Source organism: Inquilinus limosus (assembly GCF_051487185.1).
In the GTDB taxonomy this organism is placed as follows: Bacteria; Pseudomonadota; Alphaproteobacteria; order DSM-16000; family Inquilinaceae; genus Inquilinus; species Inquilinus limosus_F.
Window position 1 is genome coordinate 133925 of the sequence record NZ_JAHVDK010000008.1, and the last position, 17673, is coordinate 151597.

Below are 17673 nucleotides of genomic sequence, written 5' to 3' on the forward strand. Positions count from 1 at the left end.
TGCCGCCCACCCGGCTCACGAAGCCGCATCGAATCACCTCCGCATCGGGTATCGTCGTCGCCATGCCGCCGATCATCACCGTCTCGAATCTCTCGAAGGCCTACGCCTCCGGCTTCCAGGCCCTGAAGGCCGTCAACCTGGAGATCCGCCGCGGCGAAATCTTCGCCCTGCTAGGCCCCAACGGCGCCGGCAAGACGACGCTGATCAACATCATCTGCGGCATCGTCCGGCCAGGCGGTGGGACCGTGACGGTGGACGGCCACGACATCGTGACCGACTTCCGCGCGACCCGGTCCAGGATCGGCCTCGTCCCGCAGGAGCTGACGACGGACGCCTTCACCACCGTCTGGGCCACTGCCAGCTTCAGCCGGGGTCTGTTCGGCAAGCCGGCGAACCCGGCCCATATCGAGAAGGTGCTGAAGGACCTGTCGCTGTGGGACAAGAAGGACAGCAAGATCATGACGCTGTCCGGCGGCATGAAGCGCCGGGTGCTGATCGCCAAGGCGCTGGCGCACGAACCGCAGATCCTGTTCCTCGACGAGCCCACGGCGGGAGTCGATGTCGAGCTGCGGCAGGACATGTGGCGGCTGGTCCGCGCGTTGCGGGAGACCGGCGTGACCATCATCCTGACCACCCACTACATCGAGGAGGCCGAGGAGATGGCCGACCGGATCGGGGTGATCAGCAAGGGCGAGATCATCCTGGTGGAGGAGAAGGCCGAGCTGATGCGCAAGCTCGGCAAGAAAGAGCTGGCGCTGCAGCTGCAGAGCCCGCTCGACAGCATCCCCGCCGAGCTCGCCGCGCACCAGCTCACCCTGTCGGCCGATGGCAGCGAGCTGATCTACACCTACGACACGCAGGGCGAGCGGACCGGGATCACCGCGGTGCTGCAGGCGGTCAGCGACGCCGGGATCCGGTTCAAGGACCTCCGGACGAGCCAGAGCTCGCTGGAGGAGATCTTCGTCAAGCTGGTGAGCGAACGGCGATGAACCTCTACGCGATCCGCGCGATCTACCTGTCCGAGATGGCGCGCACCGGGCGCACCCTGCTGCAGAGCATCCTGTCCCCGGTGATCTCGACCTCACTGTACTTCGTCGTCTTCGGCGCGGCGCTGGGCTCGCGCATCGAGCAAATCCACGGGGTCAGCTACGGCGCCTTCATCGTCCCCGGGCTGATCATGCTGTCGCTGCTGACGCAGAGCATCTCCAACGCCTCGATCGGCATCTACTTCCCGAAATTCATCGGCACGATCTACGAGCTGCTGTCGGCGCCCGCGTCCTATTTCGAGATCGTGGTCGCCTATGTCGGGGCGGCCGCGACCAAGTCGATCATCCTCGGCCTGATCATCCTGGCGACGGCGGGGCTGTTCGTGCCGCTGCAGATCGCCCATCCCGTCTGGATGCTGCTGTTCCTTGTGCTCACGGCCGTCACCTTCAGCCTGTTCGGCTTCATCATCGGCATCTGGGCCGACGGGTTCGAGAAGCTGCAGCTGGTGCCGCTGCTGATCATCACGCCGCTGACCTTCCTCGGCGGCAGCTTCTACTCCATCTCCATGCTGCCGCCCTTCTGGCAGACGGTCGCGCTGTTCAACCCCGTGGTCTACCTGATCAGCGGCTTCCGCTGGAGCTTCTACGGCATCCCCGATGTGAGCGTCGCCCTGAGCCTCGCCATGACCCTGGCGTTCCTGGCGATCTGCCTGGCGGTCGTGGCCTGGATCTTCAAGACCGGATATCGGCTGAAGACATAGACGGCGTCGCTGGATCGGCGACCGATTTTGCAACGAAACATTGCCGGTCCCGCGTCGGCAATGTTCCGACACGAAACGCGCCGGTCCGTTCGCATTCGGCAATCAGCGGACCAACCACAGCAATGGCTTCGCCTTAGGGTCGCGGCCCAATCGCCGGCCGCACGCCCGGGTGTCTTCGAAGACCATTGCCGATGCCACGACACCGACGTCCCGCCCTGCTCTGCCTCCTTCCGTTTGCCCTCTTCGCGCTCGCAGCCTGCCGCGACCCGAAGCCAGCCGAAGAGGCTTCCGCCTCGGAAGCGGTGAAGGCCCCGGTGGCCCTGACCGTGGGCGTCGAGCCGGCGCGGGCCGAACGCTTGACCCGGACCGTCTCAGCGACCGGCAGCGTCGCCGCCTGGCAGGAGCTGACGGTCAGCGCCGAGCTGAGCGGCCTCGCCATCGTCGAGATCCCGGTCCAGGAGGGCGACCGCGTCGAAAAAGGGCAGCTCCTGGCCCGGCTGGACGACCGCTCGCTGCAGGCGCAGATCGCTGAGCAGCAGGCGGCGATCGACCAGGCCCGGGCGACGCTGGACAATGCCGAGCAGGTCGACGCCCGCTCCCGCCGCATGCTGGCGGCCAAGGCGATCAGCCAGGAGACGGCAGACCAGAACGCCGCCACGGTGCGGACCAGCCGCGCGTCGCTGGCCCAGGCCCAGGCCGCGCTGCAGCGGCTGCAGGTGCAGCTGGATCAGACCCGCATCACCGCCCCCGTCGCCGGCCTCGTCTCGGAGAAGCCGGCCGTGCTGGGCACCGTGGTGCAGAGCGGCACCGAACTCGTCCATCTGATCCGCGACGGCCGCCTTGAGGTCCAGGCCCTGGTGCCGGAACGGGATCTTGTCGCGATCCGGCCGGGCCAGGCGGTGACGGTGACCGATGCCGCCGGGAGTGTGACGCAGGCGGCGGTGCGGGCGGCGGCGGAGAAGGTCGACGCCACCACCCGGCTGGGCACCGTCTATGCCGACCTGCCGGCCGGAAGCGCGCTGAAGCCCGGCATGTTCGCGCGCGTGGCGATCACCGCAGACGACGGCAGCGTCCTGACCGTGCCGGAGGCGGCGCTGGTGTGGCGCGAGGGCCAGCCGCGGGTCTTCACGGTCGACGCCGATGGCATCGCGCGGCTGCGCGCCGTGCGCACCGGCAGCCGCAGCAATGGCCGGGTGGCGATCGAGGATGGCCTGTCCGAAGGCGAACCGGTCGTCACCGCCGGCGCCGGCTTCCTCGACGACGGCAGCCGCGTCCGCATTGCCGCGGCCAAGGCCGAAACGGTGGCGGAGTCCGCCCGATGAACGCGATCTCCTCCTGGTCGATCCGCAACCCGGTCCCGACCATCGTTTTGTTCCTGGTGCTGGCCGCGGGCGGGATCTTCGGATTCGCCCAGCTGCGCAGCAACAACATGCCGGACATCGACCTGCCGATGGTGACGGTCACGGTGACCCAGACCGGCGCGGCGCCGAGCGAGATGGAAACCCAGGTCACGCAGATCGTCGAGAACGCCGTCGCCGGCATCGACAATGTCGACGACATCTCCTCCACGGTCAGCGAAGGCAGCTCGGTCACCACCATCGAGTTCAAGTTCGGCACCGATATCGACCGTGCCACCAATGATGTGCGCAATGCAGTGTCGAGTATCGAGGCCGACCTGCCCGCCGCCGCCCGGACGCCGGTGGTGGAGCGGATCGACGCCACCGGCAATTCGGTCGTCACCTTCGTGGTCGACGCTCCGGCGATGAGCCCGGACCAGCTGAGCTGGGCCGTCGACAACGACATCGCCAAGGCGCTGCTCGGCGTCGACGGCGTATCCAAGATCGAGCGGTCCGGCGGCGTCGACCGGATGATCCGGGTGCGGCTCGACCCCGACCGGCTGCGCGCGCTGGGCGTCACCGCCGGCGAGGTCAGCCAGACCCTGGCCGAGACCAATGTCAACCAGCCGGGCGGCCGGGTCGGGCGCAGCGAGCGGGAGCAGTCGATTCGCACCCTCGGCAGCGCCGGCTCGGTCGCGGGCTTGGCCGAGGCCCGGATCCCGCTGTCCGACGGCCGCGAGGTCCGGCTCGGCGACCTCGGCACGGTCGAGGACAGCTGGGACACGCCGCGCCAGCGCGCCCGGCTGGACGGCCGCGAGGTCGTCGCCTTCAGCGTCTACCGCAGCGTCGGGTCGAGCGAGATCGACGTCACCGAGGCGGTGCGCGCCAAGGTCGCCGAGATCGGCGCCGCGCGCCCCGACCTCCGCTTCCAGGAGGTGACCTCCTCCTCCGGCTTCGTCCTCGAAAGCTACGACGCGGCGCTGGAGGCGTTGTGGCTCGGCGCCCTGCTGGCCATGGGCGTGGTCTGGCTGTTCCTGCGCGACATCCGGGCGACCCTCGTCTCCTCGGTCGCGCTGCCGCTGTCGCTGATCCCGACCTTCGCGGTGATGGCGCTGTTCGACATCTCGCTCAACACCATCACGCTGCTGGCACTGTCGCTCGTCGTCGGCATCCTGGTCGACGACGCGATCGTCGAGATCGAGAACATCGTCCGGCACATGCGGCAGAGCGGCAAGCGCGCCTTCGAGGCCGCGATGGAGGCGGCGGACGAGATCGGCCTCGCCGTCGTCGCCACCACTGGCACCATCATCGCGGTGTTCCTGCCGGTCGCCTTCATGCCCGGCATCCCCGGGCAGATCTTCAAGGATTTCGCGGTCGCGACCTGCGTCTCGGTCGCCTTCTCCCTCATCGTCGCGCGCATGCTGACGCCGCTGATGGGCGCCTATCTGATCCGCGCCGGCGGGCATGAGGAGGACACGCCGCGCTGGGTCCCGACCTATCTCTGGCTGCTTCGGCTGGCACTGCGGCACCGCTGGATCACGCTCGGCCTCGGTATCGCCTTCTTCGTCGGCTCGCTTGCTCTGGCCTCGCAGCTGCAGACCGAATTCATGCCTGCGACTGACCGCGGCCGCTCGATCGCCAAGGTCGAGCTGCCGCCGGGCGCGACCCTGGCCGAGACCGATGCGGCGGTGGTGAAGATCTCGCGCCGGCTGAAGACGGAGCCGGAGGTGGCGAGCGTCTTCGCCGCGATCGGCAGCGCCACCACCTCCGGCCAGGGGCCGGGCAGCAAGGCCACGGGCGAGGTGCGCTCCGCCACGCTGACGGTGAACCTCGTCCCGCGCGGCGAGCGAAGCGTCTCGCAGCAGGAGTTCGAGGCCCGCGCCCGGACTTTACTGCAGGATATCCCCGGCATCCGGGTCCAGTTCGGCGCCGACGGCCAGTCCGGCGCCAAGGTCTCGGTCACCCTGGCCGGCGACGACCAGGCGGCGCTGCAGGCGGCGAGCGCATCGCTGCTGCGCGAGATGCGCGGCGTGCCGGGTCTGGCCAATGTGGTCTCGACCGAGACGATCGCGCGGCCGGAGATCATCGTCACCCCCGACACCGCCCGGGCGGCGGAGGCCGGGGTGACGCCGCAGACCATCGCCTCGACCGTCAGCGTCGCCACCGTCGGTGACATCGACCAGAACCTGCCGAAATACAATCTCGGCGACCGGCAGATCTCGATCCTCGTCACCCTGAACGACGATGCGCTCGACGACCCCGCGGTGATCGCCGACCTGCCGGTCAAGGGCGGCAACGCGACCGTGCCGCTGGGCGCCGTCGCCGACATCGCTTACGGCGCCGGGCCGAACAGCATCACCCGGGTCGACCGCAGCCGCAGCGCCACGATCGAGGCGGAGCTGGCAGGCATCCCGCTGGGCGAGGCGACGCAGCGGATCGCGCAGCTGCCGACCATGCAGCATCTGCCGGCCGGCGTTACCGAGCTGAAGCGCGGCGACCAGGAGCGGATGCAGGAGCTGATGCGCGGCTTCGCCATGGCCGTCACCGCCGGCGTGTTCCTGATGTATGTGACGCTGGTGCTGCTGTTCCGCGGCTTCATCCAGCCGGTCACCATCCTGGTCGCCCTGCCGCTGTCGATCGGCGGCGCGCTCGGATTCCTCCTGATCACCGGCCATGCCATGGCGATCTCGGCCTTCATCGGCCTGCTGATGCTGCTCGGCATCGCCGCCAAGAACTCGATCCTGCTGGTCGAATACGCGATCCTGGCGCAGCGGCGCGGCCTGGACCGCGCATCCGCCCTGCTCGACGCCGCGGCCAAGCGGGCCCGGCCGATCGTCATGACCTCGATCGCCATGGCCGCGGGCATGCTGCCGATCGCGCTCGGCATCGGCGCCGATGCCGAATCCCGCGCGCCGATGGCGATCGCGGTGATCGGCGGCCTCGTCTCCTCGACCGCGCTCAGCCTCGTCTATGTGCCGGTGTTCTACACCGTGATGGACGACTTGCAGCGCTTTCTCGGCCGGATCCTTGGGCGCCTGCTGGTCGAGCAGGCGCCCCCGAACCAGGGCGCCCCGGCCGGCGCTGAATAGGCCGCACCGGCCGACGAGAGAAGCAGCGGCTGATCCGACCGCTTGTGGCACGTGACCCGTCGCGTCATCGTGGTCGCCGCAGATCCGGTCCCGCCCATTGCCCACCATGGGGGCTCTGTTGGAAATCCTGCCGTCTCTCCCCATCCTTCTTGGCTTTGTCGCCGCGAGCGCCATGCTTGCGATCACCCCGGGGCCGGACATGGCGTTCTTCCTCGGACGCACGGCCCGGGGCGGGCGGCGCCTCGGTTTTCTGGCTCTGCTTGGAGCCCTCACCGGCCTTCTGTGCCATGCCCTGCTGGCCGCGCTCGGCCTCTCGGCGCTCCTCGCATCATCGGCCGCGGTCTTCATGGTCTTGAAGATCGTCGGCTGCGGCTACCTGCTGTGGCTGGGTCTGCAGGCGATCCGGCATGGCGCGACGCTTCCGACGACGGAACAAGACAACGGCGGGAACAGCGCTCTCAGCGCCTATCTCGGTGGGGTTGCGATCAACCTGCTCAACCCGAAGATCGTGATGTTCTTCCTGACCTTCCTGCCGCAATTCGTCGGCCCGGACGATCCGCAGGCGTCCGGAAAGACGCTGTTCCTGAGCCTGCTCTTCATCGCCGTCGGGGCCTTGGTGTGCGGGGTGATCATCCTCAGCGCGGAGCGATTCATGGCGGCCTGCAGGACGAATCGGCGGGTCATGCGCGTCCTGGACTACGTCTTCGCCGGTCTGATGGGCCTGTTCGCAGGGAAGCTGTTGCTCTCGACCAGCCGGTAACCCGCGCCTCGCCCACGGCTCCCTTCAGGACCGGACCAGGTTCGTCTACCGGCAATGCCGCCATGCCGTTATTCGGGTTAACATCTCCGGGGACGATGGCAGGTTGACCGGCGAATCGGACCCGGAGAAATCCGGGCCCGCGACGGAAGGATTTGCCATGTCTGAGCGTTCACGGCGGCCCGCCCTGTGGCTGCTGCTCCTGCCCTATATCGGGCTCCTGTGGGTGCCGTTCTACAATGCGCGGGAGCCGGAGATCCTCGGCTTCCCGTTCTTCTACTGGTATCAGTTCGCCTGGGTGCCGCTGACCGCGCTGATCATCTGGATCGCCTATCGGAGCGTGCGCCATGACGACTGAGCTGGATGTCGTCGCCCTCGCCGTCTTCGCCTTCTTCTTCGTCCTCGTCACCGTCATGGGCTTCGCCGCCGCCCGCTGGAAGCGGGGCGAGACGCTGGCCCATATCGACGAATGGGGGCTGGGCGGCCGCCGCTTCGGCACCTGGATCACCTGGTTCCTGGTCGGCGGCGACTTCTACACCGCCTACACCGTGATCGCGGTGCCGGCCCTGGTCTATGCCGTCGGCGCCTACGGCTTCTTCGCCCTGCCCTACACCATCATCGTCTACCCCTTCGTCTTCCTGGTGATGCCGAAGCTGTGGCACCGCGCCAAGGAGCGGGGCTACGTCACCGCCGGCGACGTGGTCTACGGCCAGTACGGCTCGCGCGGGCTGGAGCTGGCGGTCGCCATCACCGGCGTCCTCGCCGTCATGCCCTATATCGCGCTGCAGCTGGTCGGCATGGCCGCGGTTATCAAGGCGCTGGGCCTGACCGGCGAGCTGCCGCTGACCATCGCCTTCGTCATCCTGGCGCTCTATACCTATTCCGCCGGCCTGCGCGCCCCGGCGCTGATCGCCTTCGTCAAGGACATCATGATCTACATCGCGGTGCTGGCCGCGGTGGCGCTGATCCCGTGGGAGCTGGGCGGCTACGCCAGCGTGTTCCAGGCGGCCGACCAGGCGTTCCAGGCCAAGGGGTCGGGCGGGCTCCTCCTCGGCGACAGCCAGATGGTGGCCTATGCCTCGCTGGCCTTCGGGTCGGCCCTCGCCGCCTTCATGTACCCACACACCCTGACCGGCATCTTCGCCTCGGCCAGCGCCAACACCATCCGCAAGAACGCGGCGCTATTGCCGGCCTATACGCTGCTGCTCGGCCTCCTCGCCCTGCTCGGCTATATGGGCCATGCCGCGCATCTGCAGATCGCCAGCCCGAACGACGTGGTGCCGGCGCTGTTCCAGACGCTGTTCCCCAGCTGGTTCGCCGGCTTCGCCTTCGCCGCCATCGCCATCGGCGCCCTGGTGCCGGCGGCGGTGATGAGCATCGGCGCCGCCAACCTGTTCACCCGCAACTTCTGGAAAGCCTATGTCGCGCCCGGCGTCAGCCATGCCGGCGAGGCGCAGGTGGCCAAGATCACCTCGCTGGTGGTCAAGGTCGGCGCCCTCTTGGTGATCGTCTTCCTGCCGACGCAGTTCGCGCTCGACCTGCAGCTGCTCGGCGGCGTCTGGATCCTGCAGACCCTGCCGGCGCTGGTGTTCGGGCTCTATGTCGGCTGGTTCCGGGCGCCGGCGCTGCTGGCCGGCTGGGCGGCCGGCTTCTTCGGCGGCAGCTGGATCGTCTGGCAGAACGGGCTGAAGCCGCTGCAGGCGCTGACCATCGGCGGCACCACCGTCACGGTCTATGCCGGGCTGCTGGCGCTGGCGATCAACATCGCGGTCGCGGTGGTGGTCAACCTGGCTGTGGCGCCGCGCCTGGCCCGCGCCACCTGAGAGACCGCCGGGCGGAGGGGTTCTACTCCGCCCGGCCCCGCCCGCGCGGCCGGGTGGCTTCGGCGACCGAGGTCTTGGTGCGGCCGAGGAGATCCATCAGCCGCTCGATCTCCTCGGTCGCGAGCCCCGCCGTCATCTCGGCCACCCAGTCGCCATGCGCCGCCGCCATCGCCGCGAACTGGCGCTCACCCTCTTCGGTCAGGCGGATGACGTGCTTGCGCCGGTCCTCCGGCGACTGCGCGCGCGCCAGCAGCCCGCCTTCGACCAGCCGCTCGACCAGCCCGGTCATGTTGCCGTTCGACACCATCAGCCGCTGGCTCAGCTCGCCCAGCGTCAGCCCTTCGCGCATCTTGTACAGCTGGGCCATCAGGTCGAAGCGCGGCAGGGTGGTATCGAAGCTCTCGGCCAAGCGCCGCCGGACCTCGCGCTCGATCATGGTGGTGCAGGTCAGGAGCCGCAGCCACAGCCGCAATTCGAGGCGATGATCCTTGGGCCGGTCGGTCACCGCGGTCTCTGCGTCGATCATTCTTCTTTGGTCCTGAACACGGCCGGTGGCCACCCGATCTGTTTTAAGTTTAAAGTATAACCGCGGCCGACGCAGCCCCCCATGCCTGCGGGCCGGGACGGCTGGCCGCTTCCGGAGCGAGGATCAGCAATGACCAGCAGATGGATCGACATCACGGCCGATGATGGCGGCCGGTTCCAGGGCTATCTCGCGGTGCCGGCCAGCGGATTCGGCCCAGGCATCCTGCTGCTGCAGGAGATCTTCGGCGTCAACGCGCATATCCGGGCGGTCGCCGACCTCTATGCCGAGGAAGGCTATGTGGTGCTGGCGCCGGACCTGTTCTGGCGGTTGGAGCCGCGGGTCGAGCTCGGCTACGGCGAAGCCGAGGTGGCCCGCGCCCGCGAGCTCCTGGGCCGCTTCGATGTCGACCGCGCCGTCGCCGATTGCGGCGCCGCCTTGGCGACGCTGCGCCGGCTGCCGGAATGTCGCGGCAAGGTCGGCGCGCTGGGCTTCTGCCTGGGCGGCCGGCTGGCCTATCTGGTCGCCGCGCGCAGCCATGTCGACGCCGCGGTCAGCTATTACGGCACGGGGCTGGAGCCGCTGCTGGGCGAGGCCGATGCGATCCGCTGCCCGATGGTGTTCCACTTCCCGGAGAAGGACCGCCACCTGCCGCCGCAGACCCGGGACGCGATCGCCGCCGCCTTCGAGGGCCGCGAGGACGTCCAGCTCTTCCTCTATCCGGGCGCCGATCACGGCTTCAACGTGCCGGAGCGGGCGGCCTTCGACAAGCCGGCCGCACTGATGGCCCATTCCCGCAGCCTGGCCCTGTTCCGCCGGGTGATGGGGCCGCATTACGACCTGTCGGGGCTGTGGGAGCGACACACGGAGCTGGAGTTCGCCACCCGCGACGCCCGCGCCACCATGACGACGATGGTGGCCGAGCCTTACGTCAACCACATTCCGACCATGACCGGCGGGGTCGGCCAGGACGACCTGTACCGCTTCTACACCAACCATTTCATCCCGAAGACGCCGAAGGACACCAAGCTGATCCCGATCAGCCGCACCATCGGTGTCGACCGGCTGGTCGATGAGATGCTGTTCTGCTTCACCCACGACATCGAGATCGACTGGATGCTGCCCGGCATCCCGCCGACCGGGCGTTATGTCGAAATCCCGCTGGTCGCGATCGTCCGCTTCCGCGGCGACAAGCTGTACAACGAGCACATCTACTGGGACCAGGCGTCGGTCCTGGTGCAGATCGGCCTCCTGGACCCGAAGGGCCTGCCGGTGGCCGGGGTCGAGACGGCGAAGAAGCTGGTCGACGAGAGCCTGCCGTCCAACACGCTGATGGCCCGCTGGCAGGAAAGCGCGTCGAAGGGCTGACCGCGGTTCGCTTGAAATCAACCGGCCCCGGAACGATCGGCATCGACAGCGAGGCCGGTTTCGATGAGGATGGGGTGAACAAGGGGGATTTCTCGCACCGTCATTTCGTATGCGCATTCATGGTTTCGTGCTGGGGCTTCTGCTGGCGTCGCCGGCCGCCCTGGCCTCCCCGTCGCCCCTCGTTTCGGCTGGGCCGGCGGATCTCACCGATATCGTCGTCATCAGATCGGCAGGGCCGGAGGAAGTGCTGCTGCGCAGCCTGCGGCTGGCCGCCGAATCCGGGAGTGCCCAGGCCCAGCTCCGGCTCGGCGTCCGCTACGAGGCCGGAGACGGCGTGGAGCGGGATCTTTCCGAGGCAGCGCGCTGGTACCGGCTGGCGGCCGAGCAGGGCCATGCCAGGGCCCAGGCCTATCTCGGCGACATGTATCGCGACGGCGCCGGGGTCGCGCGGGACGATGCCGAGGCCGTGCGCTGGTATCGGCTGTCGGCGGCCCAGGGCCTCGACCGCGGCCAGACCTATCTCGGCTACATGTATCAGGACGGGCGCGGCGTCGAGCGCAGCGAGGCCGAGGCGGTGCGCCTGTACCGCCTGGCCGCGGAGCAAGGCTATACGCCGGCCCAGGCCAGCCTCGGCTACATGTGCGAGAACGGCCGCGGCGGCCCCGTGGACTATGCCGCCGCAGCCTATTGGTATGGCCGCGCGGCCGGGGCCGGATATGCCGTCGGCCAGCGCCTTCTGGCGGATCTGTACTATTCCGGCCGCGGCGTGCCGCAGGACGACGCCGAGGCGGTGCGCCTCTACCGCCTGGCCGCCGACCAGGGAGATGCTTCGGCCCGCACCGATCTGGGCTGGATGTACGAGGCCGGGCGCGGCGTGGCGATGGACAAGGCCGAGGCCGTGCGCCTCTATCGCTTGGCGGCCGACCAGGGGCTGGCCCGGGCGCAGACCAACTTGGCCTTCATGGTTGACGGCGGCCGCGGCGTGGCCGAGGACCCGGCCGAGGCGGTGCGCTGGTACCGCCGGGCGGCGGCGCGGGGCTATGCGCGGGCGCAGGCCGAGCTCGGCGCCATGTACGACCGCGGCCGCGGCGTGCTCGAGGACGATGGTAAGGCAATGCGCTGGTACCGCCTCGCCGCCAAGCAGGGCTATGCCGAGGCCCAGAACGCCGTCGGTATCCTGTACGACACCGGCCAGGGTGTGGCCGAGGACGATGCCGAGGCCGCGCGGTGGTACCAGCTGGCGGCAGAGCAGGGCTATGACCACGCCCAGAGCAGCCTCGCTTGGCTGTATGAGAGCGGCAGCGGCGTGGCCAAGGACCTGGCCGAGGCCGCCCGCCTCTATCGCCTCGCCGCTGATCAGGGCCTGGCGCGGGCGCAGATCGAGCTGGGCGATCTCTACCGCGACGGCCAGGGCGTGGCGCAGGACGATGTTGAGGCGGTGCGCCTCTACCGTCTGGCCGCCGACCAGGGCTCTGCCCGGGCCGAGGCCAGCCTCGCCTGGATGCACCAGCAGGGCCGCGGCGTCGCCAAGGACGAGGCCGAGGCGGCGCGCTGGTATCGCCGGTCGGCCGATCAGGGCTACGCCTATGCCCAGGTCAATCTCGGCCGGATGTATGAAGAGGGCCGCGGCCTGGCGCAGAACCACGTCAAGGCGCTGCGCCTGTACCGTCTCGCCGCCGATCAGGGCGATGCGAGGGCCGCCTATCACCTGGGCAGCCACTTCAAGGCCGGGCGCGGCGTGGCGCAGGACGATGCCGAGGCCCTGCGCTGGTTCCGCGTCGCCGCCGAGAAGGGCCATGCCGAGGCCCAGCGCGAGCTGGGCATCGTCTACGAGACCGGCCGCGGCGTCACCCGCGACGAGATCGAGGCGGTGATCTGGTTCGCCCGCGCGCTGGCGGAGGAAAAGGACGCGCCCCGCCACGCCGTCCTGTTCCTCAGCGCCCGGTCGGAGGCGGCCAAGGCCGCGGCGGCGCTGCGCCTGCTGGCGGCACTGGGCTACGCTTCCGCCGACGCCTTCCGCCGCGCCGAGGGGCTGCCGCCCTCCGACACCGTCGACGACGCGCTGTTGATCGCCCTGGCACGGAAGGAATGGCAGGCCGGCCGTCGGTCCTGAGACGGAATTCATGTAACCGCCGGACGGGTCCGGGCGTATCGCTTCCAAGGGGGATGTCGACGCACGAGGATTCGCCATGATGCGCAGCGCGATCGCCAGCCTGGCTCTGTTGGCCCTTTTCTCGGCCCTTCCGGCCGCGGCCCAGGCCCCGCCGCAGCAGCGCATCCGCGGCACGATCGAAGCGGTCGACGGCCCGGTGCTGACCATCGCCGCCCGCGGCGGCGGTACCGCGACCGTCACCCTGGCCGACGATGCGACGGTGCGGGCGATCGCCCCGGCCGGCATCCAGGACATCAAGCCCGGCAGCTATATCGGCAGCGCGGCCATGCCGCAGCCCGACGGCAGCCTGCGCGCCCTGGAAGTGCAGGTGTTTCCGGAGAGCATGCGCGGCGTCGGCGAGGGCCAGCGTCCGTTCGACCTGCAGCCCGGCAGCACCATGACCAACGCCACCGCCGGCGATGTCGAGGGCACCGAGGGACGGGTGGTGACGCTGCGCTACCAGGGCGTCGAGACCAGGCTGGTGGTGCCCCCCGACGTGCCGGTGGTGACCTATGAGCCCGGCAGCCGCGCCATGCTGGCCAAGGGCGCCCATGTCATCGTCATGGCGGTCAAAGCCGCCGACGGGTCGCTGGTCTCGCACGCGGTCCAGGTCGGCAAGGACGGGCTGGTGCCGCCGATGTAGCCGGGGCCGCCCCCAACAGCGTCATGGCGAGCGAAGCGTGGCCATCCAGTCCCGCAGCCGGAGCAGGCCCGACCATCCTGGATGACCACGCCCCTGCGGGGCTCGCCATGACGAGGGGCGGAACGTCCTTCCGCCTCAGATCAGCCTGCTCCGCCCCAGCTCGACCTTGAGATAGGCGTAGAAGACCGGCGCCGCGATCACGCCCGGCACGCCGAATGCCGCCTCCATCAGCAGCATCGCGATCAGGATCTCCCAGGCCTTGGCGTGGATCTGGGTGCCGACGATCTTCGCGTTGATGAAGTATTCCAGCTTGTGGATGATGATCAGGAAGGCCAGCGACGCCGCGGCGACATAGACCGACAGGCTCAGGCTGATGATCGTGATGACGGTGTTCGAGATCAGGTTGCCGATCACCGGCAGCAGGCCGCAGACGAAGGTGACCGCGATCATGGTCTTGGTCAGCGGCAGATGGACGCCGAACAGGGGCAGGACGCCAACCAGGTAGATCGCCGTCAGCGCCGTGTTCAGGGCGGAGATCCGCACCTGGGCGAAGACGACGCGGCGGAACGACAGGGCCAGGAGGCGGGCCCGCTCCGCCAGCGACCGGGCGAGCGGGCCGCGGCCTGGCCGTTCCGTCAGATCGGCGATGGCAATCATGCCGCCGATCACCAAGCCGATGATGATATGCACCAGGACTCGCCCGACATCGGTGGTGATCCGCAGCAGGTCCCGCGCGTGGTCGCGCAGGGACTGCGCCAGCATGGTGTCGAGGTCGTGGCCGCTGTTCGGAATGTAGGCGACGATCCAGGGCGGCAGCTGCTGGCTCGCCCGCTCCACCGCTTCGGCCATCTTGCGCATCACGGCGACCAGCCCCTCCGGCCGATCGGTGAGAACCGAGATCAGCTCGACGATCCCGAAGATCACGGCCAGGCTCAGCACGGCCGTCAGCAGGCCGAGGGCGATGATGCGGCCGGTCTTGTGCAGGGCGCCGAAGCGGCGGAACGCCGGCGCCACGGCATGTACCAGCTCGTGGATCAACAGGCCCGCCAGCAGGGCGGCCAACAGGCCGAACCACAGGCTGCCGAGCAGGGCCAGCCCGGCCAGGATCTGGGCCGATATCTCGATGCGACGATCCCGGGGGGCGGGATGCAGTTCCGCAGGGACCACGACCGGAACGTCTTCGCTTCGGCCGGGCTGAAAATTCATGATTTGAATGCCTGTTCTCGACGGACTGCGTGCACGGGTACGTTCCGACTCCGGACCTTTATCGGACAAATGTCAATCAAACCCATCGACTGAGGCCCTGAGATGAACGACCCGATCGGCGACCGCTGTCTCGACGAGATCGAACGGCTGCACCGCTTCTTCGAGCGCTGGCTGGGCGACGCCGCCGCCGATCCGGCGGAGTTCGCCGGGGTCGAACCGGTCTGGCCCTCCGACTTCACGCTGATCGCCCCGGACGGCGCGGTGCTGGACCGCGCCGCGGTGGTCGGCTGGCTGCGCCAAGCGCGCGGCGCGCACGCCGACCCGGCCGCGCCATTCCGGATCGAGATCCGGAATTCGGCCGTGCGCGTCGCCCTGCCCGGCGGGTTCCGCCTGTGCACCTATGACGAGTGGCAGAGCGCTCGCGGCGTCGAGAGCCTCCGGCGGTCGACCGCCCTCCTGGAGGTGCGGGACGACACGGTGCTGTGGCGGCACCTGCAGGAGACCTGGGCCGGGCCCGGCTGATCCTGCCGGGCCCGCCGCCCTCACAGCTTGTACGCCGCCTTCGGCAGCCGGTAGGCCAGGTCGACCGCGACTTCCGCCGCCTCGTCCTCGTCCAGACGGTGCTCGGCGACCAGCTGGGCTAGGTAACGGCAGTCGATCCGCCGGGCCACGTCGTGCCGGGCCGGGATCGATGGGAAGGCGCGGGTGTCGTCGTTGAAGCCGACGGTGTTGTAGAAGCCGGCCGTCTCGGTCGCCAGCTCGCGGAAGCGCAGCATCCCCTCCGGGCTGTCGAAGAACCACCAGGGCGGCCCGAGCCGCAGGCAGGGATAGTGCCCGGCCAGCGGCGCCAGCTCGCGCGCATAGGTGCTCTCGTCCAGGGTGAACAGGATCACCGTCAGGTCCCGTTCGTTGCCGAAGCGGTCGAGCAGCGGCTTCAGCGCGTGGACATAGTCGGTCCGGGTCGGGATGTCGGCGCCCTTGTCTCGGCCGAACTCTTGGTGCAGCGCCGTGTTGTGGTTGCGGAAGGAGCCGGGATGGATCTGCATGACCAGGCCGTCTTCGAGGCTCATCCGCGCCATCTCGGTCAGCATCTGGGCCCGGAACAGCTCGGCATCCTTCGGCTCGAACCGGCCGGAGACGATCTTCTCGAACAGCGTCACCGCCGGCACGGGATCGAGATCCGCGGTCGCCGCGGTCGGGTGGCCGTGGTCGGTCGAGGTCGCGCCCATGCTCTTGAAGTAGGCACGCCGCTGCGCCAGGGCGGCGAGATAGCCGCGCCAGGACAACGTGTCCTCGCCGGTGATCTGGCCCAGCCGCTCCAGCCCCTCGCGGAACCCGTCGAACTCCGGGTCCACCACCGGGTCGGGCCGGAAGGCGGTGACCACCCTGCCCTTCCAGCCGCTGTCGCGGATCGCCCGGTGGTGGTCGAGCGGGTCGAGCGGCGATTCCGTGGTGGCGATGACCTCGATATTGAAACGCTCGAACAGCGCCCGCGGCCGGAACTCCGGCCGGGCCAGCCGCTCCGCGATGCGGTCATAGATCCGGTCGGCGCTGGCCGGCGTCAGCCGCTCTTCCACCCCGAACAGCGTCTCGAAGGTGTGGTCGAGCCACATCCGGGTCGGGGTGCCGCGGAACAGATGCCAATGCTCGGCGAAGCGCCGCCAGATCGCCCGCGGATCGGTCTCGACCGGCCCGCCGTCACGCCGCGGCACGCCGAGATCGTCCAGCCGCACGCCCTGGCTGTAGAGCATGCGGAAGATATAGTGGTCCGGGATGATCAGCAGCGAGGCCGGGTCGGGGAACGGCTCGTCCTTGGCGTACCAGGCCGGGTCGGTGTGGCCGTGCGGGCTGATCAGCGGCAGGCCGGCGACCTCGGCGTAGAGGCGCCGGGCGATGGCCCGCTGGGTCGGGTCCGGCGAGAACAGACGATCCGGATGCAGGCTCATGCGGCGGAGGCCTTCGGTTGCGGACGCCAGTCGGCGTATTTGGGGTGATCCCGGCCGATCGGCAGCTCGACCGGCCGGCCGGTCTCCGCAGAATGGAACAGCGCCGTCGCCAATTCCAGCGACCGCCGCGCATCGTCCAGTGTCACCGGCAGCGGGCCGCCGGTCTCCAGCGCCTTGTGGTAGCGGCCGAGCTGGCCGGCGAAGCGCGACGGCACCGGCTCCCAATCCGCCAGCGCGCCTTCGATCCGCTGCGCGATCTCGGGCGAGGCCGGGGTGATCTGCCACGGCGCGTCACCCGGAGCATAGGGCTTGAGGCCGCTCTCGAAGGTGACATTCTCGAAGCAGAAGCGCAGCCGGCTGATCTCGACCTGCGAGCCGAGGGTGGCGGCGAGCGAGACCAGGGCGCCGCTCTGCATCACCACGCTGGCCACGGCGCAGTCCTCGACCTCGATCGGGTTCACTCGGGTCGCGGTGCGGCAGTAGACCGAGGCCACCGGCCCCAGCATCCAGGTCATGATGTCATGCGAATGGATGGCGTGGGTCAGCAGCACGCCGCCCAGCTCGGTGTCCAGCCGGCCGCGCCAGGGCACAGAATAGTATTTGGCGCCGCGGTTCCAGGCGGTCTCCACCGTGGCCAGATACGGCTTGCCGGCGATCCCTGCCTCGACGATGCGCTTGGCCTTCTGCAGCCCGTCGCCGTAGCGGTACTGGAAGATCGGCATCACCCGGCCGGGCGCCGCCGCCTCGGCCTCGACCACCCGGTCGAGATCGGCCAGCGACCCGACCAGCGGCTTCTCGCAGATCACCTGCTTGCCGGCCTCGAGCGCCGCCAGGATCTGGCCGATATGCACCGTCGGCGGGGTGCAGATGTCGACCACCTCGATCTCCGGCATGCGCAGGATCTCGTCGAAGCGGGTGGTCCGCACCGGGATGTTGAACTCGTCGCCGATCTCGGCCAGGCGCTCCGGGTTCAGGTCGCAGATCGCCTCGACCCGGAACTTGTCGGGATGGGCGGCATAGCCTTCGGCGATATGGCCGCGGCCGACGCCCAGGCCGATCACGGCAACGTTACGGACCGCCAT

15 protein-coding genes are annotated in these 17673 nt (G+C 69.3%); 11 read left to right on the top strand and 4 right to left on the bottom strand.

The window, feature by feature from the left end; translation table 11 throughout:
* Positions 1 to 62: 62 nt before the first annotated feature.
* The 7 genes from KXR53_RS11395 (at position 63) to mctP (ending at position 8753) form a co-directional block, all read left to right on the top strand.
* Positions 63 to 989: an ABC transporter ATP-binding protein gene (locus KXR53_RS11395; protein WP_437375255.1), complete on the top strand. Its 927-nt coding sequence runs from the start codon at positions 63 to 65 to the stop codon at positions 987 to 989.
* Positions 986 to 1747 carry an ABC transporter permease gene (locus tag KXR53_RS11400; protein ID WP_437375256.1) on the top strand — a complete coding sequence of 254 codons (762 nt, stop codon included), beginning with the start codon at positions 986 to 988 and terminating at the stop codon, positions 1745 to 1747. Before KXR53_RS11395 ends, KXR53_RS11400 begins: the two co-directional genes overlap by 4 nt.
* Before the next feature lie 314 nt (positions 1748 to 2061).
* On the top strand, positions 2062 to 3069 hold the full coding sequence (locus KXR53_RS11405; protein ID WP_437375257.1) for an efflux RND transporter periplasmic adaptor subunit: 1008 nt from the start codon (positions 2062 to 2064) through the stop codon (positions 3067 to 3069).
* The gene (locus tag KXR53_RS11410) at positions 3066 to 6173 is read left to right on the top strand and encodes an efflux RND transporter permease subunit (RefSeq protein ID WP_437375258.1); all 3108 of its coding nucleotides are present in this window, start codon (positions 3066 to 3068) and stop codon (positions 6171 to 6173) included. The genes KXR53_RS11405 and KXR53_RS11410 overlap by 4 nt, the downstream gene beginning before the upstream one ends.
* Positions 6174 to 6291: 118 nt before the next feature.
* Entirely contained in the window at positions 6292 to 6933 is a 642-nt protein-coding gene (locus KXR53_RS11415; protein ID WP_437375259.1) for a LysE family translocator, read from the top strand.
* A 157-nt stretch (positions 6934 to 7090) separates the two neighbouring features.
* Positions 7091 to 7288: a DUF3311 domain-containing protein gene (locus KXR53_RS11420; protein WP_437375260.1), complete on the top strand. Its 198-nt coding sequence runs from the start codon at positions 7091 to 7093 to the stop codon at positions 7286 to 7288.
* Positions 7278 to 8753, top strand: a complete 1476-nt coding sequence (gene mctP, locus KXR53_RS11425) for a monocarboxylate uptake permease MctP (protein WP_437375261.1) — start codon at positions 7278 to 7280, stop codon at positions 8751 to 8753. Before KXR53_RS11420 ends, mctP begins: the two co-directional genes overlap by 11 nt.
* 22 nt (positions 8754 to 8775) lie before the next feature.
* Here the strand turns inward: mctP and KXR53_RS11430 are convergent, their stop codons facing one another.
* Complete coding sequence (locus KXR53_RS11430; RefSeq protein WP_437375262.1) at positions 8776 to 9279, bottom strand: MarR family winged helix-turn-helix transcriptional regulator; 504 nt, start codon at positions 9277 to 9279, stop codon at positions 8776 to 8778.
* A gap of 129 nt (positions 9280 to 9408) precedes the next feature.
* Between KXR53_RS11430 and KXR53_RS11435 the strand changes: the two genes are divergently transcribed.
* The 3 genes from KXR53_RS11435 to KXR53_RS11445 all read left to right on the top strand — a co-directional run bounded on the left by KXR53_RS11435 (position 9409) and on the right by KXR53_RS11445 (position 13439).
* On the top strand, positions 9409 to 10644 hold the full coding sequence (locus tag KXR53_RS11435) for a dienelactone hydrolase family protein (protein ID WP_437375263.1): 1236 nt from the start codon (positions 9409 to 9411) through the stop codon (positions 10642 to 10644).
* 127 nt (positions 10645 to 10771) lie between these two features.
* Positions 10772 to 12757 (top strand): SEL1-like repeat protein, encoded by a 1986-nt coding sequence (locus KXR53_RS11440; protein ID WP_437375264.1) that lies wholly within the window; start codon positions 10772 to 10774, stop codon positions 12755 to 12757.
* A gap of 76 nt (positions 12758 to 12833) precedes the next feature.
* Entirely contained in the window at positions 12834 to 13439 is a 606-nt protein-coding gene (locus KXR53_RS11445; RefSeq protein ID WP_437375265.1) for a hypothetical protein, read from the top strand.
* 135 nt (positions 13440 to 13574) lie between these two features.
* Here the strand turns inward: KXR53_RS11445 and KXR53_RS11450 are convergent, their stop codons facing one another.
* Entirely contained in the window at positions 13575 to 14606 is a 1032-nt protein-coding gene (locus KXR53_RS11450) for an AI-2E family transporter (RefSeq protein WP_437375266.1), read from the bottom strand.
* 141 nt (positions 14607 to 14747) lie between these two features.
* Between KXR53_RS11450 and KXR53_RS11455 the strand changes: the two genes are divergently transcribed.
* Entirely contained in the window at positions 14748 to 15167 is a 420-nt protein-coding gene (locus KXR53_RS11455; protein WP_437375267.1) for a hypothetical protein, read from the top strand.
* A 20-nt stretch (positions 15168 to 15187) separates the two neighbouring features.
* Here KXR53_RS11455 and uxaC read toward each other — a convergent pair whose 3' ends face one another.
* Positions 15188 to 16591, bottom strand: a complete 1404-nt coding sequence (gene uxaC / locus KXR53_RS11460; protein ID WP_437375268.1) for a glucuronate isomerase — start codon at positions 16589 to 16591, stop codon at positions 15188 to 15190.
* On the bottom strand, positions 16588 to 17673 hold the full coding sequence (locus KXR53_RS11465; protein WP_437375269.1) for a Gfo/Idh/MocA family protein: 1086 nt from the start codon (positions 17671 to 17673) through the stop codon (positions 16588 to 16590). The genes uxaC and KXR53_RS11465 overlap by 4 nt, the downstream gene beginning before the upstream one ends.